The 19,610-nt window shown below is 75.0% G+C and carries 16 protein-coding genes; 8 read left to right on the forward strand and 8 right to left on the reverse strand.

The window, feature by feature from the left end; all coding sequences use genetic code 11:
* The first annotated feature begins 2 nt into the window (after positions 1–2).
* The 5 genes from ACFQ8Y_RS17400 to ACFQ8Y_RS17420 all read left to right on the forward strand — a co-directional run bounded on the left by ACFQ8Y_RS17400 (position 3) and on the right by ACFQ8Y_RS17420 (position 6,240).
* Positions 3–695, forward strand: a complete 693-nt coding sequence (locus ACFQ8Y_RS17400; protein ID WP_430586261.1) for a signal peptidase II — start codon at positions 3–5, stop codon at positions 693–695.
* A gap of 2 nt (positions 696–697) precedes the next feature.
* The gene (locus ACFQ8Y_RS17405; protein WP_430586262.1) at positions 698–1,636 is read left to right on the forward strand and encodes an RluA family pseudouridine synthase; all 939 of its coding nucleotides are present in this window, start codon (positions 698–700) and stop codon (positions 1,634–1,636) included.
* Between the two features lie 8 nt (positions 1,637–1,644).
* Positions 1,645–2,061 carry a YkvA family protein gene (locus ACFQ8Y_RS17410; protein WP_430586263.1) on the forward strand — a complete coding sequence of 139 codons (417 nt, stop codon included), beginning with the start codon at positions 1,645–1,647 and terminating at the stop codon, positions 2,059–2,061.
* 76 nt (positions 2,062–2,137) lie between these two features.
* Entirely contained in the window at positions 2,138–5,725 is a 3,588-nt protein-coding gene (gene dnaE / locus ACFQ8Y_RS17415; RefSeq protein WP_430586264.1) for a DNA polymerase III subunit alpha, read from the forward strand.
* Positions 5,722–6,240, forward strand: coding sequence for an NUDIX domain-containing protein (locus tag ACFQ8Y_RS17420; protein ID WP_430563405.1), 519 nt, complete (start codon positions 5,722–5,724; stop codon positions 6,238–6,240). The genes dnaE and ACFQ8Y_RS17420 overlap by 4 nt, the downstream gene beginning before the upstream one ends.
* Before the next feature lie 33 nt (positions 6,241–6,273).
* Here the strand turns inward: ACFQ8Y_RS17420 and ACFQ8Y_RS17425 are convergent, their stop codons facing one another.
* Positions 6,274–7,014: a DUF899 family protein gene (locus ACFQ8Y_RS17425; RefSeq protein ID WP_430563404.1), complete on the reverse strand. Its 741-nt coding sequence runs from the start codon at positions 7,012–7,014 to the stop codon at positions 6,274–6,276.
* Between the two features lie 117 nt (positions 7,015–7,131).
* Here ACFQ8Y_RS17425 and ACFQ8Y_RS17430 point away from each other — a divergent pair, with 117 nt between their 5' ends.
* Positions 7,132–7,536 (forward strand): pyridoxamine 5'-phosphate oxidase family protein, encoded by a 405-nt coding sequence (locus ACFQ8Y_RS17430; protein ID WP_430586265.1) that lies wholly within the window; start codon positions 7,132–7,134, stop codon positions 7,534–7,536.
* 22 nt (positions 7,537–7,558) lie between these two features.
* Here ACFQ8Y_RS17430 and ACFQ8Y_RS17435 read toward each other — a convergent pair whose 3' ends face one another.
* The 7 genes from ACFQ8Y_RS17435 to ACFQ8Y_RS17465 form a co-directional block, all read right to left on the reverse strand.
* Positions 7,559–7,786 carry an RNA-binding S4 domain-containing protein gene (locus tag ACFQ8Y_RS17435; RefSeq protein WP_430586266.1) on the reverse strand — a complete coding sequence of 76 codons (228 nt, stop codon included), beginning with the start codon at positions 7,784–7,786 and terminating at the stop codon, positions 7,559–7,561.
* Between the two features lie 67 nt (positions 7,787–7,853).
* Positions 7,854–8,936 carry an ornithine cyclodeaminase family protein gene (locus ACFQ8Y_RS17440; protein ID WP_430586267.1) on the reverse strand — a complete coding sequence of 361 codons (1,083 nt, stop codon included), beginning with the start codon at positions 8,934–8,936 and terminating at the stop codon, positions 7,854–7,856.
* Positions 8,933–9,859: an ABC transporter permease gene (locus ACFQ8Y_RS17445; RefSeq protein WP_430586268.1), complete on the reverse strand. Its 927-nt coding sequence runs from the start codon at positions 9,857–9,859 to the stop codon at positions 8,933–8,935. Before ACFQ8Y_RS17445 ends, ACFQ8Y_RS17440 begins: the two co-directional genes overlap by 4 nt.
* Positions 9,856–11,145 (reverse strand): hypothetical protein, encoded by a 1,290-nt coding sequence (locus ACFQ8Y_RS17450; protein ID WP_430586269.1) that lies wholly within the window; start codon positions 11,143–11,145, stop codon positions 9,856–9,858. Before ACFQ8Y_RS17450 ends, ACFQ8Y_RS17445 begins: the two co-directional genes overlap by 4 nt.
* A complete protein-coding gene (locus tag ACFQ8Y_RS17455; protein ID WP_430586270.1) occupies positions 11,142–12,770 on the reverse strand; it encodes an ABC transporter ATP-binding protein in 1,629 nt (542 codons plus the stop codon). Before ACFQ8Y_RS17455 ends, ACFQ8Y_RS17450 begins: the two co-directional genes overlap by 4 nt.
* 75 nt (positions 12,771–12,845) lie before the next feature.
* Positions 12,846–13,892: a BMP family ABC transporter substrate-binding protein gene (locus ACFQ8Y_RS17460; protein WP_430586271.1), complete on the reverse strand. Its 1,047-nt coding sequence runs from the start codon at positions 13,890–13,892 to the stop codon at positions 12,846–12,848.
* Positions 13,893–13,996: 104 nt separating this feature from the next.
* Entirely contained in the window at positions 13,997–14,722 is a 726-nt protein-coding gene (locus tag ACFQ8Y_RS17465; RefSeq protein WP_430552258.1) for a GntR family transcriptional regulator, read from the reverse strand.
* Positions 14,723–14,784: 62 nt separating this feature from the next.
* Here ACFQ8Y_RS17465 and hisD point away from each other — a divergent pair, with 62 nt between their 5' ends.
* A complete protein-coding gene (hisD, locus tag ACFQ8Y_RS17470) occupies positions 14,785–16,110 on the forward strand; it encodes a histidinol dehydrogenase (protein WP_430586272.1) in 1,326 nt (441 codons plus the stop codon).
* Positions 16,111–16,218: 108 nt separating this feature from the next.
* The gene (locus ACFQ8Y_RS17475; protein WP_430586273.1) at positions 16,219–19,578 is read left to right on the forward strand and encodes an SNF2-related protein; all 3,360 of its coding nucleotides are present in this window, start codon (positions 16,219–16,221) and stop codon (positions 19,576–19,578) included.
* The last annotated feature ends 32 nt before the right edge of the window (positions 19,579–19,610 follow it).

Raw genomic sequence — 19,610 nt, forward strand, 5'->3', positions numbered from 1 at the left:
CGATGTCGACCACGCCCGCCGGCTCCGCCCCGGCCCCTGAGCCCGCGCCGCGCGACGGCGCACCCGAGTCGCCCGTCTCGGACGCGCCCGACGACGCCGTCCCCACCGGGGACGCAGGTGCTGTCGCCGAGGAGGCCGCGGTGCCCGAGGCGCGTCGTCGCCGGCTGATCGGGGGGACCTTCGTCCTCGCCGCTCTCGTGCTGCTGGTCGACCAGCTCACGAAGTGGTGGGCCGAGTCCGCCCTCGTCTGGGGGGACGACCCGAAGCCCCTGATCGGCGAGCTGCTGCAGCTGCGCCTCATCTACAACGACGGCGCGGCGCTGTCGATCGCCACCGGCATGACGTGGATCCTCACGATCGTGGTGTGCGTCGTGGTGGTCGTCATCGTGCGGGCCATCCGTCGGATCGGTTCCACCGGCTGGGCGGTGGCCCTGGGCCTCCTGCTCGGCGGCGCGCTCGGCAACCTCGGCGACCGCTTCTTCCGCGAGCCCGGGTTCGCCCAGGGGCACGTGGTCGACTTCATCGACTACGGCGTCTTCGTCGGCAACGTCGCGGACATCGCCATCGTCGCCGCCGCGGTGCTCATCGTCGTCCTGTCCTTCCGGGGGATCGGCCTGGACGGCCGACGGCACGTCGAGGGCGGGGACGCCCCGGCGGAGCCCGGCGAGCCGGCCGGGCCGACGGGGGAGCGCTGACGATGTCGGCCGGGTCCACCCGCACCCTGCCCGTGCCCGACGGCCTCGCGGGCGAGCGGGTCGACGCCGCGCTCGCGCGGATGCTCGGCTTCTCCCGCACCCAGGCGGCGGAGCTCGCGGCCTCCGGCGCGGTGCTCCTGGACGGGCGCCCGGTCGGCAAGTCCGACCGCGTGGTCGCCGGCGGCTGGCTCGAGGTCACCGTCCCCGACGCGCGTCCGGCGGCGCCGGTGGTCGCCGAGCCGGTGCCCGGCATGGGCATCGCCTACGAGGACGACGACGTCGTCGTCGTCGACAAGCCGGTCGGGGTCGCCGCCCACCCGTCGCCGGGCTGGACCGGCCCCACCGTGGTCGGTGCGCTGGCCGCGGCCGGCTACCGGATCGCGACCTCCGGCGCGGCGGAGCGGCAGGGCATCGTGCACCGGCTCGACGTCGGCACGTCGGGCCTCATGGCCGTGGCGAAGAGCGAGGCGGCGTACAGCGGCCTCAAGCGGGCGTTCAAGGAGCGCACGGTCGAGAAGGTGTACCACGCGCTCGCGCAGGGTCATCCCGAGCCGACGACGGGCACCATCGACGCCCCGATCGGGCGGCACCCGAGCGCCGACTACCGGTTCGCGGTCGTCGCGGACGGCAAGCACTCCGTGACGCACTACGAGGTGCTCGAGATGCTGCCGGCCGCGTCGCTCGTCGAGGTGCACCTGGAGACCGGCCGCACCCACCAGATCCGGGTGCACTTCCAGGCGGTGCGGCACCCGCTCGTGGGCGACCTCACCTACGGCGCCGACCCGGTGCTCGCGTCGAAGGTGGGGCTGACGCGCCAGTGGCTGCACGCGGTTCGGCTCGGCTTCGAGCACCCGCTGACCGGCCGCTGGGTGGAGGTCACCAGCGAGTACCCCGACGACCTGGCGCACGCGCTCGAGGTCGTGCGCGGGGCCTACCGGTAGGGAGCCCGGTGACCGGCCTGCCCTGGTGGGCGGACGCCATCGTCGGTCTGGTGATGGCCGTGCTCGCCCTCTGGGCGCTGCTGGCCGTCGGCCTGCTCGTCGTGCGGCGGCGCACCGGTCGCGGCTCGCTGCGGGGCGCCGTGCGCCTGCTGCCCGACGTGCTGCGCCTGGTCAGACGGCTCGCCGCGGACCGTGCCCTGTCGCGGCGCGTGCGCGCGCTGCTCGTCGTGCTGCTGGGCTACCTGGCGATGCCGTTCGACGTCGTCCCCGACGTCATCCCCGTGCTCGGCTGGGCCGACGACGTGGTCGTGGTCGTGCTCGTCCTGCGGGCTGTGGTGCGCAGCGCGGGGCCCGACGTCGTGCGCCGGCACTGGCCGGGCACGGACGACGGGCTGGCCGTGCTCCGCCTGCTAGTGCGATGGTGACGGCGGTCGCGGCCCTGTGAGGTTCCCCTCGGCGGGGCGGTCGGGAGTGTCGGAGGCGACTGCCTAGACTCGGTCCATGCCCGACGCAGGTTCCCCCATCGCCCAGCCGACCGGTACCGCCGAGGACGACTTCGTCCACCTGCACGTGCACACCGAGTACTCGATGCTCGACGGCGCGACGCGCATGAACGACCTGTTCAGCGAGGTGTCGCGGCTCGGCCAGAAGGCCATCGCGATCACCGACCACGGGTACCTGTTCGGGGCGTTCGACTTCTGGAGCACGGCGCAGAAGCACGGGGTGAAGCCGATCATCGGCGTCGAGGCGTACGTGACCCCGGGCACCAGCCGCCACGACCGCACCAAGGTGCTCTGGGGCGAGCAGCACCAGCGGCGCGACGACGTCTCCGCGGGCGGCGCCTACACGCACATGACGCTCTGGGCGCGCGACAACGAGGGGATGCACAACCTCTTCCGCGCGTCGTCGCTGGCGTCCCTGGACGGCCAGATGGGCAAGTGGCCGCGCATGGACCGCGAGCTCCTCGAGACGTACGGCAAGGGCCTCATGGGCACCTCGGGCTGCCCGTCCGGCGAGGTGCAGACCCGCCTGCGGCTGGGCCAGTGGGACGAGGCCGTGCGGGCGGCGGGCGAGCTGCAGGACATCCTCGGCAAGGAGAACTTCTTCGTCGAGCTCATGGACCACGGGATCGAGATCGAGTCCCGCACCTACAAGGACCTGCTGCGGCTCGCCGAGCACATCGACGCGCCGCTGGTGGCCACCAACGACCTGCACTACACGAAGCAGGAGGACTCCCACTCCCACGAGGTGCTGCTCGCGGTGAACTCCGGGTCGACGCTCGACGAGCCGACCTACGACCAGGGCGGGAGCCGGTTCGCCTTCAGCGGCGACAGCTTCTACGTGCGCTCGGGCGCCGAGATGCGGCGCCTGTTCTCCGAGCTGCCGCAGGCGATCGAGAGCACGCTGCTCATCGCCGAGCGCTGCGACGTCTCGTTCGACACCAAGGCCAACTACATGCCGCGGTTCCCCGTGCCCGACGGCGAGGACGAGGTCAGCTGGTTCGTCAAGGAGGTCGAGGCGGGCCTGCGCCGCCGCTACCCCGAGGGCATCGGCGACGACGTGCGCAAGCAGGCGAACTACGAGGTCGAGGTCATCATCCAGATGGGCTTCCCGGGGTACTTCCTCGTGGTGGCCGACTTCATCAACTGGGCCAAGGAGCAGGGCATCCGGGTGGGCCCGGGCCGTGGTTCGGCGGCCGGCTCGATGGTGTCCTACGTCATGGGCATCACCGAGCTCGACCCCCTCAAGCACGGTCTGATCTTCGAGCGCTTCCTCAACCCGGAGCGCGTGTCCATGCCCGACGTCGACGTCGACTTCGACGAACGACGTCGCGCCGAGGTGATCCGGTACGTCACCGAGAAGTACGGTGACGACCGCGTCGCGATGATCGTCACCTACGGCTCCATCAAGGCGAAGCAGGCCCTCAAGGACGGCTCGCGCGTGCTCGGCTTCCCCTTCGCGATGGGGGAGAAGCTCACCAAGGCGATGCCGCCCGCCGTCATGGGCAAGGACATCCCGCTGTCCGGGATCTTCGACCCGAAGCACGAGCGCTACGCCGAGGCCGCGGAGTTCCGCGCGGTGCACGACGCCGACCCCGAGGCCCAGCGCGTGGTCGAGACCGCGCGCGGCATCGAGGGCCTGAAGCGGCAGTGGGGCGTGCACGCCGCCGGCGTCATCATGTCGAGCCACCCGTTGATCGACATCATCCCGATCATGCGGCGCCCGCAGGACGGCGCGGTCATCACGCAGTTCGACTACCCGACGTCCGAGGGCCTCGGCCTCATCAAGATGGACTTCCTCGGGCTGCGCAACCTCACGATCCTCGACGACGCGCTCGAGAACATCGTCATGAACGGCAAGGAGCCGGTGGCGATCGAGACCGTCGAGCTCGACGACAAGGCCACCTACGACCTGCTCGCCCGCGGCGACACGCTCGGCGTGTTCCAGCTCGACGGCGGCGCGATGCGCTCGCTGCTGCGCCAGATGCGGCCGGACAACTTCGAGGACGTCTCCGCCGTCATCGCGCTGTACCGCCCCGGGCCGATGGGCATGAACTCGCACATCAACTACGCCCTGCGCAAGAACGGCCTGCAGAAGATCGAGCCGATCCACCCGGAGCTCGAGGAGCCGCTCAGCGAGGTCCTGGGCGAGACGTACGGCCTGATCGTGTACCAGGAGCAGGTGCAGCGCGCCGCGCAGATCCTCGCCGGGTACTCGCTCGGCCAGGCCGACCTGCTGCGGCGCGCGATGGGCAAGAAGAAGAAGGAGATCCTCGACAAGGAGTTCGTCCCCTTCGAGGCGGGCATGAAGGAGCGCGGCTACTCCAAGCCCGCGATCCAGGCGGTCTGGGACACCCTGGTGCCGTTCGCCGGCTACGCGTTCAACAAGGCGCACTCCGCCGGGTACGGCGTCGTGTCCTACTGGACGGCCTACCTCAAGGCGAACTACCCGACCGAGTACATGGCCGGCCTGCTGCAGAGCGTGCGGGACGACAAGGACAAGATGGCGCTCTACCTGGGCGAGTGCCGTCGCATGCACATCACGGTGCTGCCGCCCGACGTCAACGACTCCGCCGCCAAGTTCACCGCCGTCGGCGCCGACATCCGCTTCGGCCTGACGGCCATCCGCAACGTCGGCGCCAACGTCGTGGACGCGATCATCGCCGCCCGCGAGGAGAAGGGCGCGTTCACCTCGTTCACGGACTTCCTCGACAAGGTGCCGGCCGTGGTCTGCAACAAGCGCACCATCGAGTCGCTCATCAAGGCCGGGGCGTTCGACTCGCTCGGCCACCCGCGCCGTGCCCTGCTCGTGGTGCACGAGCAGGCGGTGGACTCGGTCATCTCCGTGAAGCGCAAGGAGGCCGAGGGCCAGTTCGACCTCTTCGCCGGCTTCGGCGGCGCGGAGGAGGACGCGGCGATGACGTTCGCCGTCGACGTGCCCGACCTGCCCGACTGGGACAAGAAGCAGCGGCTCGCCTTCGAGCGCGAGATGCTCGGCCTGTACGTCTCGGACCACCCGCTGTCGGGGCTCGAGCACGTGCTGGCGCGCGCGGCGGACACGTCGATCGCGGCGCTGATGGCCGACGAAGGACGCCAGGACGGCTCCCAGGTCACGGTCGCGGGGCTGCTCACCAGCGTGCAGCGCAAGATGAGCAAGAACGGCAACCCCTGGGCGGCCGTCACGGTCGAGGACCTCGAGGGCGCCGTCGAGGTGATGTTCTTCGGCGAGACGTATCTCGCGTACTCGACGATCCTCGCGGAGGACCAGGTCGTCACGCTGCGCGGCCGCGTGCGGCGCCGCGACGACCAGATGCAGCTGCAGGCGATGGAGGTGTCGCTTCCGGACACGTCCGCCGTCGCCGACGCGCCCGTCCTGGTCACCGTGCCGCACACCCGCTGCGTCGAGCCGGTCATGGTGCGGCTGCGCGAGGTGCTGGCCACGCACCCCGGCTCCGCGGAGGTGCACGTGAGCGTCGCGGAGCCGGGCAAGCGGACGGTGGTGCGCGCGGCGGACACGCTGCGGGTGGAGAAGTCGCCCGCGCTGTTCGGCGACCTCAAGGCCCTCCTCGGCCCGAGCTGCCTGTCGTGAGCGCGGACGTGACGAAGGTCGAGGCGGGCCCGGACGACGGCTCGGCGGACCACCGCTTCCGGGTGGTGCCGGCGGCGTACGTGTACCTGCGCCGCGAGGGGCAGGTGCTGCTGCAGCTGCGGCAGGGGACCGGGTACCGGGACGGGCACTGGGCCGCCGCCGCGGCGGGGCACGTCGAGGCGGGGGAGTCGGTGCTCGAGGCGGCGGTGCGTGAGGCCCGCGAGGAGCTCGGCGTCGTCGTCGACCCCGCCGACCTGGTGCCCGTGACGACGATGCACCGCGGACAGCCCGGCGGCCCGGCGCTCGAGCAGCGCGCCGACTTCTTCTTCACCGCGACCCGGTGGTCCGGCAGCCCCGAGATCCGCGAACCCGCGAAGGTCGGCGACCTGCGGTGGTTCCCGTTCGTCGCGCTGCCCGACCCGGTCGTGCCGCACGAGCTCGTGGTGCTGCGCGCCCTGCACGACGAGGGACGGCACGGCACCCGCGTGCCGCCGATCCTCACCGACGGCTTCTGAGGGCGCGACCCGCCGGGAGGCTCTCGCGGCCGGTCAGTGGTGGTGGCCGTGCGCCGCGTGCGGGTCGTACGGCGCGGCCTCGGGCCGGGACCACTGCGGCACGGGGCGCCCGCGGTCCTTCCACCACGTCGCGGTCGGGTGCTGCGGCCAGCCGGCGGGGGAGTCCTCCCACTCCTCCTGCCGCCCGTACGCGGTCAGGTCGAGCAGCTGGGCCTGCGCCATGATCGCCTCGACGCCGCGGTGCGTGGTCTCGTTGGTGAGGAACACCCGGTCGTCGACGCGCAGGTAGCAGGAGATCAGGCCGCGGTCGTCGCTGAGGCCGCCACCCACCGCCTCGTCGGTGACGCCCTGCATCGAGTACCAGGGCACCCGGTAGCCCATGAACTCCACGAAGGGCGCGACCTCGTCCCACGGGCCCTCGCAGAAGACGGCGAACGTCACGCCGCGGTGGTGCAGGTAGGCGGCGTCCTGCACGCTCCAGATGCTGGCCGTGCAGCCCTCGCACTGCCCCTCGACCGGCTGCCCGGCGTGCCACATGTGCTTGTACGCGATCAGCTGGTCACGCCCGTCGAAGACGTCCAGGAGCGGGACCGGCCCGTCGGGGCCGACGAGCAGCGCGCCCGCGTCGACCTCGGTCATCGGCAGGCGCCGCCGCGCGGCGGAGATCGCGTCACCCTCGCGGGTGTGCGCCTTCTCGCGGGCACGCAGCGCCTCGCGGTCACGCAGCCACGTGGCGCGGTCGACGGGGGAGGGGGAGGCGGCGGTCTCGGTCACGGCGGGCTCCTCGGCAGGTCGGGTCCGGGGCAGGGCGGCCCGGCTGGTCCGGTCGGTGGTTCGACCGGCGCGCGCCCCCGGACTCATCGGTGTGCCTCGCGGCCGTAGGCTCGGGGCGTGTTCCGCCTCAACCCCGAGCAGCTCGTGTTCGTCACCGAGCGCCACCTCGCCACCCTGACCACCCTGCGCGCCGACGGGAGCCCGCACGTCGTGCCCGTCGCCTTCACCTGGGACGCCGAGGCGGGCGTCGCGCGCACCACGGCCCGCCGGTCGTCGACCAAGGTGGCCAACGCACGCCGGGAGACCTCCGCGGGAGGCCGCCCCCGCGCGGCGCTGTGCCAGGTGGACGGCGGGCGGTGGCTGACGCTCGAGGGGACGATCGCGGTGAGCGAGGACGCCGACGAGATCGCGGACGCCGTCGTGCGGTACTCGAAGCGCTACCGGCCGCTGGAGCACGACCCCGAGCGCGTCGTCCTGCGCCTCACCCCGGACCGGGCGATGGCCTCGACCTACATGGCCTGAGCGCCCGGGCCCCCGGCGGTGCTCAGGCGACGACGGCGGTCTCGTCGCCCTCGGGCAGGGCCACCGTCACCCGGTCGCCCCGGATCAGCTGGCGACCGCGGCGGGTCTCGGGTTCCTCGTTGACCCGGACCTCGCCGTCGGCGACCAGGTCACGCGCGTGGGTTCCGGACTCCGCGAGGCCCGCCAGCTTGAGGAACTGCCCCAGCCGGATCATGTCGTCGCGGATGGGGACCTCGATCGGCGCGCTCATGGGACCCATTGTCCGTCCTCGCGGTCGCGGTCCGGGCACCTCGCCGCGTGCGCGTGGCGACGGGGTGTCACGCCGCCAGGTCGACCGCGACGCCACGGCCGGCCGCTCGCGCCCGCTCGAGCAGGACCGCGCCCAGTGCGATGTCGAGGACTCCGAGCCCGACCGAGTCGAAGAGGGTGATCTCGTCCGGGGCGCGGCGCCCCGTCGCACGGCCCGTGACGACGTCGCCGAGCTCGAGGCGGCACTCGTCGGCGTCGATGGCCCCTTCGGCGATGGCGAGGAGCGCGTCGCCCGACTCGTGCAGGGCGGTCCCCACGGAGTCGACCACGACGCGGGAGCGCGCCATCGCGGCCCCGTCCACCTCGCGGTGGTCCGGCCGGGGCGGCGCGCCGACGACGTTCACGTGCAGGCCGGGGGCGAACCACGACCCCTGGACGAGGGGGTCGCGGGCGGGGGTGAGCGTGCACACCACGTCGGCCGTCCGGACCGCGGCCTGGGGAGATCCGACCGCCTCCACGGCGAGGTCCGGGAGGTGCTCGGCGACCTGCGCGGCGAAGGTCGCGACGCGCTCCGTGGTGCGGGACCAGACGAGGACGCGCTCGAGCGGCCTGACCTCGGCCAGCGCCCGCACGTGCTCGAGCGCGAGCGCGCCCGCGCCGACGAGGCCGAGCACGCGGGCGTCCTCGCGTGCCAGCCACCGCGTCGCCACGGCACTCGCGGCGGCCGTGCGCAGCCGGGTGGGGACCGCGCCGTCGAGCACCGCGACGGGCGCGCCCGTGCTCGCGTCGACGAGCACCAGGACGGACCGCTGGGCCGGCAGGCCGCGGTCGCGGTTGCCGGGGACGTCGGCCAGCAGCTTCGAGCCGGCGAGCCCGGCCCGGCCCGACACGGCGGTCATGGGCAGGAAGTGCGCGGCGGGGTCGAGCGCCGCGGCCGTGAGCGGCGCCTGCGCGGCGACGCCGTCCGCGAGGTCGGCGAAGGTCTGCTCGACGAGGTCGACCACCTCCCGGGGCGACACCAGCCCGGTGAGCTCGGATCGGGTGAGGACGAGGGGCACGGGCGCTCCAGCATGGTCGGCGGGACGGGCGGTGGGACGGTCGGTGGGATAGTCGGTGGGACGGGCGGTGGGACGGACCGCGGCGGTGCTCATGCGGTGCGTCCGAGCCGGGCGAAGGGCGTGGTGAGCCCCGACGGCGGGCGGCTGTGGGTGACGAGCCCGGCGACGGCCAGCAGCGCGAGGACGTACGGCAGCATGACGAGCAGCGCGAACGGCACGTCCACCCCCAGCGCGGGCAGCGTGAACTGCAGCGCCTGCGCCAGGCCGAAGACCAGCGCCGCCACGGCGACGCCGACCGGGCGCCAGCTCCCGGCGATCACGGCCACGACCGCGAGGTAGCCGACGCCCGCCGTCATGTTGTCCGTGAAGGTGCGCACCTCCGCGAGGGCGAGCTGGGTGCCCGCGAGGCCGGACAGCACCCCGACCACGAGCACCGCCAGGAACCGGACGCGCAGCACGGGCACGCCCGCACGGTCGGCGCTCGCGGCGTCCTCGCCGACGGCGCTCAGGGCGATGCCCCACGCCGTGCGGCGTGACGTGAGGAGGCCGAGCCCCACGACCACGGCCAGCAGGACGTACGCGAGGCCGGTCTGCTGGAACAGCGCGGGGCCGAGGACGGGGAGGTCGGACAGCCAGGGCACCGCGACCCGGTCGAAGCCCGGGACGACGGTGCCGCGCTCGAGGAGCAGGCGGGCGCCGAAGGTGGTGCCGGCGAGCGCGAGCGCGTTCGCGGCGATGCCGGTGACGATCTGGTCGGCGCGCAGGACGACGCTGAGCAGCGCCTGCAGGAGCCCGGCCAGGAGCCCCGCGGCGGCGCCGCAGGCGACGCCGACGAGGGCCGACCCGGAGGCCGTGGCCCCGACGACGGACGCGAACGCGCCGGTGAGCATCATGCCCTCGACGCTCATGGTCAGGACTCCCGAGCGCTCGCCCACGAGCTCGCCGCTCGCGGCGACGAGGACGGGGACAGCCAGGGCGACGCCTGCGGCGAGCAGGTCGGTGAGGGTGTCGATCACGGGGTCGCCTCCGGTCGGGGGGTCGTCGGGACGGTGCGGTGCGCGCGCCGGTGCCGGGCCGGGCGCACGGCCCAGACCGCGGTCCCGGCGACGCCGAGGATGACGAGGCTCTCCGCGACCTGCGTCAGCGACGCGGGGACGCCGGCGGCGAGCTGCAGGTTGATCCCGCCCGACACCAGGAAGCCGAGCGCGGCCGCGACGACCACGGCGACGGCGCACGACCCGCGCGCCAGCAGGCCGACGACGAGGCCGGAGAACCCGTATCCCGACGAGATGCCGTCGTCGAGCACGTACGGCGCGGACACGACGAGGACGCCGCCCGCGACGCCCGCGGCCGCCCCGGCGGCGGTCAGCGCGGAGAACCGGAGCCGGTCCACGCCGAGGCCGAGGCGGTGCGCCGCGGGCCGGGACAGGCCGACGGCGGCGAGCCGGACGCCGGTGCCGGTGCGGTGCAGGACGAGCGCCACGACGCCCGCGGCGACGAGGGCGAGCACCGCGGCGACGGTCGCCGGCGAGCCCGGGACCCCGAGCAACGGCAGGTGGGCCGCCTCCACGAGGGGGGCGGACTGCGGGAGCGTCTCGGAGCTGGTGACGGGCTGGCGCAGGAGCGCCTCCTCGTGCACGGCGAGGACGAGGACCGCGGCGCCGACGAAGTTGAGCAGCAGCGTGGTGATGACCTCGCTCACTCCGCGCCGGACGGCGAGCCAGGCCGCGATCGCGGCCCATCCCGCGCCGCCCGCGGCGGCGGCGAGCAGGACGAGGGGCAGCGCGACGGCCGGGGGCGCGCCCGGGGGCAGGGCGGTACCGACCGCGGTCCCGGCGACCGCCCCCACGCAGATCTGGCCCTCCCCGCCGACGTTGACCAGGCCCGCGCGGTGCGCGAGCAGGAACCCGGCGGCCACCAGGAGCAGGACCGCCGCCGTGTTGACGGCCGAGCCGATCGCGTACGGGGTGCCGACCATGCCGTCCCAGAGGGCCGCCGCCGCCTCGGCGCGCGGCGCTCCGGCGAGCGCGGCGAGGGCGGCGGCCACGGCCAGGGCGCCGGCGACCGCCGCGGCCGGGACGAGGACGGGCGCCAGGTCGCGGAGCCGGGCCGTCGGTCCGCGCGGCGGCGCCTCCCGACCACCGTCGGCGGGGGAGTTCGTGGGGCCGGGCTGTTTCGGTGTCCCGGTCGGTGTTCCTGTGGGTGTCCCGCTCGACGGCGTGGGCGGGGGCGCCGGCGGCGAGCCCGGCGCGGTGCTCCGCGGGGAACGTGCGGCGGCGAGGGCGCGTGCGGCGAGGGTCATACGGCTGCTCCCGTCATGAGGTGCGCGACCTGGTCGCGCGCGTCCGGCGCGTCGGTGGGCACGGCGTCGCTCAGCCGGCCCCGGTAAGCGACGTGCACGCGGTCGCACATCGCGAGGAGCTCCGAGAGCTCGCTGGAGACCACCAGTACGGCGACGCCGGACGCGGCGGCGTCGCGCAGGCGGGTGACGACGTCGTCGACGGCGCCGAGGTCGAGGCCGCGCGTCGGCTGGGCGGCGACGACGCAGCGCAGCGGGTCGAGGCTGAGCTCGCGGGCCAGCACGGCCTTCTGCTGGTTGCCGCCCGAGAGCGAGGAGAGGGGCGCGTCGAGGTCGGCGGCCCGCACGTCGAACCGGGCCGCGAGGTCGCGCGCGTCGGCGCGCAGCGCACGCCGGTCGAGGAGCCCGAACCTCCGGTAGGCGCCGAGACGCCCGAGCAGGAGGTTCGTCGTGACGCTGAGCGCCGGGACGACGGCCTCGTGGTGGCGGTCCTCGGGGACGACGCCGAGGCCGAGCGCGGTGCGCCGTCCCGGCGTCGCGCGGGTGATGTCGTGCCCGTCGAGCAGGACCTGTCCCGCCGCCGGGGCGCGCGCCCCGGAGAGCGCCGCGACGAGCTCGCTCTGGCCGTTGCCCTCCACGCCCGCGATCCCGACGACCTCGCCGGGTCGGACGGCCAGGTCGACGTCGTCCACCAGCCGCTCGCCGTCCGCGCCCTCCACGACGAGGCCGCGGACGTCCAGCGCGACGGGCAGGGACGCGTCGGGTCGCGGCGGGGCCGGACGGCGGGCCGCCGCCTTCCCCTCCACGTCGACGCTCGCGGCGAGCACCGGGTCGAGCCCCCCGACGTCGCGACCGATCATCAGGGTGACCAGGTCCGCCGTGCCGAGCGCGTCGGGATCGCCACCGTCCTCGGCCGTGGCGTCGCCGTCGCCGGCGCGGGCGATCCGGCCGCCCCCGACGACGCGCCCGCCCCGCAGCACCGTGGCGCGGTCGCCGACGCGCCGCACCTCGGCCAGCTTGTGGGTGACGAGGACGACGGCCGTCCCGGCGGCCGCGACGCGGCGACAGGTCCCCAGCAGCCGCTCGACGTCCTCGGGACCGAGGACGCCCGTGGGCTCGTCGAGCAGCAGCAGGCGCGGCCGGTCGAGCAGGGCGCGCACGATCTCGACCTGCTGGCGCGCGCCGATGCTGAGCTCCCCGGTCACGGCCGCCGGGTCGACACGCAGGCCCAGGTCGTCCTCGATCTCCGCGAGCCGCGTCGTGAGCCCCGCGAGGTCGGGGCGCAGCCGCCGCCCGCGCCCGAGCAGGAGGTTCTCCCGCACGGTGAGCGTGGGGACCAGCGAGAAGTGCTGGTGGACCATGCCGATGCCCAGGCGGATCGCCTCGGCGGGGGACGCGGGGGCGTACGGCGCTCCGTCCAGCAACAGCTCGCCGCGGGTGGGGGGCAGGGTGCCGAAGACGAGGTGGCACAACGTCGACTTGCCGGCGCCGTTCTCGCCGAGCACGCAGTGCACCTCACCGGCGGCGACCGTGAGGTCGACGTCGTCGAGCGCGGTGTGCGCGCCGAAGCGGCGGGTGACGCCGCGGAGCTCGAGCGCGGGCGTGTCGCCCGGTCGCGGTGGGGGCACGGGACCTCCTCGGTCGGTGGTCGGTCCGCCGGGACGGATCCGGGTCGGTACGGGGCCGGGTCGGTACGGGCCGGGTCAGTACGGGGCGACGTCGCCGCTGGCGACGGACTCGGTGAGGGTCGCGAGCGCGTTCGCGGTCTCGGGGTCGTCGCCGCACAGGACGAACTCGGTACCGCCACGCTCGGACGTCAGGCCGAAGGGCACCTGCGCCGCCTCCCACGTGCCGTCCAGCACCGCCTGCACGGCGTACTCGACCTCGGTGCCGATGTCCGTGCGCACGTACCCGGCGTACGGTCCGGTGCACTCGCCGGGGATCGGCCCGCCGATCATCGCGGCGTCCGCGTCGGCCGCGGCCTGCTCGATGCCCTGCTTGCCGAGGTTCACGATCTGTCCGACGACGTCGACCCCGACGCCGAAGTTCGCCGCGGCGGCCTGCTTCGCCTTGGCCGGGTCGTTGAAGTCGCCGAGGAACTGCGGCGTCACCACGGTGGTGCCCGGGACGGCGGCCTCGGCGCCGTTCGCGAAGGCGGCCGAGGCGTTGACGATGGCCGGCAGCTCGACCCCGCCGATGAAGCCGATCTTCCCGGTGGACGACGACAGGGCCGCGACGGCGCCCGAGAGGTACTCGGCCTCCGCCTGCTGCGGGTCGTAGTAGGCGAGGTTGTCCAGCGGCTCGGCGTCGGCCGGCCCGCCGATCTCGACGAACGTGACGTCGGGGAACTGCGGAGCCACCTTGCGGAGGTCGGCGTCGGTCTGCCCGCCCACGGAGATCACCAGGTCGGAGCTGCCCGCGAGCCGCACCAGCGTCTGCTCGTAGTCGGCCGCGGCGACCTCCTCGACGAACGACATGTCGACCTCGTCGCCGAGCTCCTCCTCGACCCGCTGGTACCCGAGGTAGGCCGACTGCATGAACCCCGTGTCCGAGGTCGAGCCGGGGAGGAACACGCCCACGGCCAGAGGCCCGTCGGTCGTCGGGTCGGTGCCGGAGGCGGCAGGGGTGCCGCAGGCCGCGAGAGCGAGGGTCCCCGCGGCGGCGAGCGCGGTGGCCAGGCGCCGGCGGGTCGGTGCGGCGGGAGACGGTCCGGTGCGGTGGGTGCGGGTTCCGGGGCGGGGGCTGCGCATGTCGTCCTCCAGTGAGTTAGCGGTATACCACTAATGGAGGAGTCTCGGGACGTCGTGTTTCCAGGGGGTCAACCGGCCGTAAATGCTGCGTGACCGTGCACCGGTCAGCCGGCGCGCCGGCCCCGGTTGCGCGACCGGGTCGCCTCGACGGGGTCGACGGGGGAGGAGGCCCAGGTCTCGGCGAGCGCGAGGCTCGGCCCGCGTCCCGAGGCCACGTGCCGCTGGGCGAGCGCGCCGACGGTCTCCGCGTCGCGGGCCTCGATCGCCGCGAGCATCGCCGCGTGCTCCTCGCACTGCTCGCGGGTGTCCCGACGCTTCGTGAGGTGAAAGAGCCAGCGCACCCGGGCGTCCAGCGGCGCGAGCATCGACCGCAGCAGCGTGTTGCCGCACGCCTGCACCACCGCCGCGTGGAAGCCGGCGTTCGCCGCGGCCGTCGCGGCGTCGTCGTGGGCGTCGAGGGCCTCGCGCGCGGCCTGCACGGCGGCCGCCATCGTCTCGAGGTCGGCGGCCGTGCGACGCAGCGCCGCGAGCCGGAACGCCAGCACCTCGACGCTCTCGCGGACCTCGAAGAGCTGCTCGACGTCCTCGCGCGTGAAGGGCGCGACCAGCGCCCCCTGCCGGGGCACCAGGATGACCAGGCCCTCGCCCTCGAGCTGCTGCAGCGCCTCGCGGAGCGGGACGCGCGAGACGCCGAGCTCGGCGGCGATGTCCCTCTCGACCAGCCGCTGACCCGGATGGAGGTCGAGGCCGATGATGCGTGCCTTGATGGTCTCGTAGGCGGTCTCGCGCAGCGAGCGGCTGTCGCCGCGGGGCGCGGGGGGCGTGGTCACGCACCGATCCTAAGGAGCGGGCGGGCCGGTGGCCGGACCGGGGCCCGGCCTAGACTGGTCCGGTGATCCGACGCATCGACCTCCGCGGGCAGGACCTGACCCGCACCGAGCTGCTCGGGGTGCTGCCGCGCCCCGAGATCGGGGTGGACGAGGCCGTCCAGGCCGTCACCCCGATCATCGCCGACGTCCGGGCCCGCGGTGCCGCCGCGCTCCGCGACCTGTCGGAGCGCCTCGACGGCGTGCGTCCGGAGCATCTGCGCGTCCCGGTGGAGGCCCTGGCCGCCGCCCTCTCGGGGCTCGACCCGCAGGTGCGGGCGGGGCTCGAGGAGGCCATCCGGCGGGTCCGGGCGGTGCACGCCGCGCAGGTGCCGACGGAGCACGCCACGCAGCTCGCGCCGGGTGCGGTGGTGCGCCAGCGGTGGGTCCCCGTGCAGCGCGTGGGCCTGTACGTGCCCGGTGGCCGCGCCGTGTACCCGTCGTCCGTGATCATGAACGTGGTCGCCGCGCAGGAGGCCGGGGTGCCCGGGCTCGCCGTCGCGTCGCCGCCGCAGAAGGACGCCGGCGGGCTGCCGCACCCGACGATCCTCGCCGCGTGCGCGCTGCTCGGCGTCGACGAGGTCTACGCCGTCGGCGGGGCCCAGGCGGTGGCGATGTTCGCGTACGGCGCCGCCGGCACCGAGCCGCAGGACGGCGACGTGCTGTGCGACCCGGTGGACGTCGTGACGGGCCCCGGCAACGTGTACGTGACGGCGGCCAAGCGCCTGGTGCGCGGCGTCGTCGGCATCGACGCCGAGGCCGGGCCCACGGAGATCGCCGTGCTCGCCGACGAGACGGCCGACTCGGGGCACGTCGCCCTCGACCTCATCAGCCAGGCCGAGCACGACCCGATGGCCGCCTCCGTCCTGGTCACGCCGTCCGTGGAGCTGGCCGGCGCCGTGGAGGCCCGGCTGAGCGACCTGGTGGGCTCCACCAAGCACTCGGCCCGCGTCCTCCAGGCGCTCGGCGGACCGCAGTCCGCCGCCGTGCTCGTCGACGACCTGGAGCAGGGTCTCGCGGTGGTGGACGCCTACGGCGCGGAGCACCTGGAGATCCAGACCGAGGGGGCAGCGGCGCTCGCGGAGCGCGTGCGATCGGCGGGGGCGATCTTCGTCGGCCCGTGGTCGCCCGTCTCCCTCGGCGACTACATGGCGGGCAGCAACCACGTGCTCCCCACCGGCGGCTCCGCGCACTTCTCCAGCGGCCTCGGCGTCCACGCCTACCTCAAGTCCGTCCAGGTGGTGGAGTACACCCGCGACGCGCTCGAGGAGCTCGCCGACCGCATCGTCGCCGTCGCGAACGACGAGGACCTGCCCGCGCACGGCGAGGCCGTCCGCGGGCGCTTCCTCTGAGCGGCCGCACCACGCCCACGACCGGTCCTCGCCGGCGCGCGGAATAGTGTGCCAAGCGGCACGGCCCACGGCGTCGGCCGCGTCGGAGGGCCGTGCGAGCATGGACGCATGCCCGCGCCGCCACCCCGCCTCGACCCGGTCGTGGTGGGCGACGTCGTCGGGAGCGCCGCGTTCCGCCGCGCCCAGGGCTACCAGCGTGCGGGCATGGTGCGCACCTGGCACTGGGACCCCGACGCGCGGGCGCTCACGGCCCGCGTCGCGGGCAGCGGGGCGCAGCCCTACGCCTGTCGCGTGACGTTCACCGTCGGGGCCGACGGGCGGTACGCCTACGACGGGTCGACCTGCAGCTGTCCGGTGCGAGCGGACTGCAAGCACGTCGCAGCCGTCCTGCTGCACGTCGGTGCCCGGCCCGAGGCGGTCGGGACCGCCGTGGCCGCCGTCAGCGGTGACGAGGACGGCGACGAACCCGTGGGCTGGAGGGGGCGCCTCGCCGCGGTGACCGGAGCCCCGGACGCCGGGTCCCGCCGTCCGGCCGCGCACGGCACCCGCGACGGCGGCACCCTGCCGGTCGCGCTGCGGTTCCGGCTCGACGAGGAGTTCGGCGGCCTGCCCCCGGAGCTCTCGGTGCGGCCGGTCGTGCCGGGGCGCACCGGCTGGAAGGTCGCGCCCGAGGCGAGCTGGGAGGCGCTGGCCACCGGCCTGTACGCGTTCGCCGACGTGCGGGCCACGCCCGCGCCCGAGGTGCGGCGCTGGTTCGCCGACCTCGGGTCCGCCCTCGGCGACGGGGGCGGGTTCGGCCGCGGCCGGCGCGCCTGGCGCCCCCTGGCCGCCGGCGGCCGCGGGCTGTGGGCGCTGCTCGCCGAGGCCGCGGACCTGGAGATCCCGCTCGTCGCGCACGGGGCGCGTGACGAGGTGCTCCTGGCGGACGCGGCGGAGCTCCGCCTGAGGGTGGGGACCGCGGTCGGCGCGGCGGACGGCGGGGTGCACCTGGACCCGGTCGTGGCCTTCGACCGCGTCGACGTGGCCCCGGGTGCCCCGCTCGGCACGGTGGGGGACACCGGCCTGTACGCGGTCGAGGCCTCCGGCCGGCGGACCGTGCTCCGGCTGGGGCCCACGCCGCGGCGGCTGTCCGACGCCGCGCGGGAGCTCGTCGTCGTGGGCCGGGTGGAGGTGCCGGGCGACGACGTGGCGGAGCTCTACGCCGAGCACCTCCCCGCGCTCCGTCGCGCCGTGCGCGTCGTCACCGACGGCTCCGTCGCGCTGCCCGACCCGCCGCGCCCGGTGCTCGTCGCCGAGGTCGCCTTCCCGTCGCCGGAGCACGCGCTCCTGACGTGGGCGTTCGAGTACCCGACGCTCGAGCACACGACCCCGGGCGCGGGCAGAGTGCGTCGCGTCGCGCTGGACGGGGCGACGTCGGACCCGGTGCGGGACCCGGAGGCCGAGGCCGAGATCCGGGCCAAGGCGCAGGCGACCGTCCGGGGCGTGCCCGGCTTCGAGCGCTTCGACCTCGCCGCCCGGACGGACGTCAAGGGCCTGGACGCACTCGACCTCGCCCACGGCGTGCTCCCCGCGCTGGCCGCCACGGGCGACGTGCGCGTCGAGGCCGGCGACGTGCCGCACTACCTGCACCTGGACGCCGCCCCCCGCGTGGTCGTCTCGGGCGCGCCCTCGGGGGATTCCGACTGGCTCGATCTCGGCGTCTCGGTGACCGTCGGCGGCAAGGAGCTCCCTTTCGCCCGCCTGTTCACCGCCCTCGCGCGCGGCGACAAGCGGCTGCTCCTCGTCGACGGGTCGTGGCTGCGCCTCGACCAGCCGGTGCTGGGCCGCCTGCGTGACCTCATCACGGAGGCCACCGCGCTGAGCGACCGGCCGGGCAAGGCGCGGGTCAGCCGCTACGACGCGCAGCTGTGGGGCGAGCTCGAGGACGTGGCGGACGTCGTCGAGGCCGCGGAGGCCTGGCGGCGGGCGCTGGCCGGCCTGCGCGCGCTCGCCGCGGGGGAGCGTGTCGCGGAGGCGTTGGACGTGCCCGACGGCGTGCGCGCCGAGCTGCGGCCGTACCAGCGGCAGGCGTTCGAATGGCTGACCTTCCTGTGGCAGCACGGGCTCGGGGGGATCCTGGCCGACGACATGGGGCTCGGCAAGACGGTCGAGACGCTCACGTTCCTGGCGCACGCGCGGACGACGGCGGCGGACGCCCCGCCCTTCGTCGTCGTCGCCCCGGCCTCCGTGGTCGGGAACTGGGTGGACGAGGCGGCGCGCTTCACCCCCGGGCTGCGGGTGGTCGCGATGCCCGCGACCTCGCGCACGCTCGGCACCGACCTGGCCGAGCTCGCCGCCGGGGCCGACGTGGTCGTCACGTCGTACGCCGTCTTCCGTCTCGAGTTCGACGCGTTCGACGCGCTCGAGTGGGGCGGGCTGATCCTCGACGAGGCGCAGGTGGCGAAGAACCCGCGCACGCGGGCGCACGAGACCGCCCGGCTGCTGCGCGCCCCGTTCAAGCTGGCGGTCACGGGCACGCCGCTCGAGAACAACCTCATGGAGCTGTGGGCGGCCCTCGCGATCGTCGCGCCGGGGCTGTACCCGTCGATGCACCGCTTCAAGGCGGAGACCGCGCGGGTGGTCGACGCCGCGGCCGCCGACGACGACCCCCAGGTGGTCGCGGCCGGCAACCGCGCGCTCGCACGCCTCAAGCGGCGCATCCGCCCGCTCGTGCTGCGCCGCACCAAGGAGCAGGTCGCCCCCGAGCTCCCCGAGCGCACCGAGCGCGTGCTGCGCGTGCCGCTCACCCCCGACCACCGCAAGGTCTACGACACCCACCTGCAGCGCGAGCGACAGCGGCTGCTCGGGCTGCTGGAGGACTTCGACGCGAACCGCGTGGCGATCTTCCGGTCGTTGACGACGCTGCGCCGCCTCGCGCTCGACGCGTCGCTCCTCGACGACGCGTACGCGGGCGTGGGCTCCGCCAAGCTCGACGTGGTGACCGACGAGCTGACCGAGATCGCCGCGGAGGGCCACCGGGCGCTCGTCTTCTCGCAGTTCACGTCGTTCCTGCGGCGCGTCGAGCAGCGCGTCACCGCCGCCGGGCTGCCCGTCGTCTACCTCGACGGCGCCACCCGCCGGCGCGCGGACGTCGTGCGGGCCTTCAAGGAGGGCGACGCCCCGGTGTTCCTCGTCTCGCTCAAGGCGGGCGGCGTCGGGCTCAACCTCACCGAGGCCGACTACGTCTACCTGCTGGACCCGTGGTGGAACCCCGCCACCGAGGCGCAGGCCGTCGACCGCACCCACCGCATCGGGCAGACCCGCAACGTCGTCGTGACGCGCCTGGTCGCGCAGGACACGATCGAGGAGAAGGTCATGGCGCTCGCGCGGCGCAAGGCCGCGCTGTTCGACGCCGTGCTCGACGACGCGGCGGGCACGTTCGCCGGGGCGCTCGCGGCCGACGACGTCCGGGGGCTGCTCAACGGCTGACCCCGGTGCGCCGCCGCGGGGCGCCGCCGCGG

Origin of the sequence: Isoptericola sp. NPDC056605 (genome assembly GCF_042792795.1) — a bacterium.
GTDB lineage: Bacteria > Actinomycetota > Actinomycetes > Actinomycetales > Cellulomonadaceae > Isoptericola.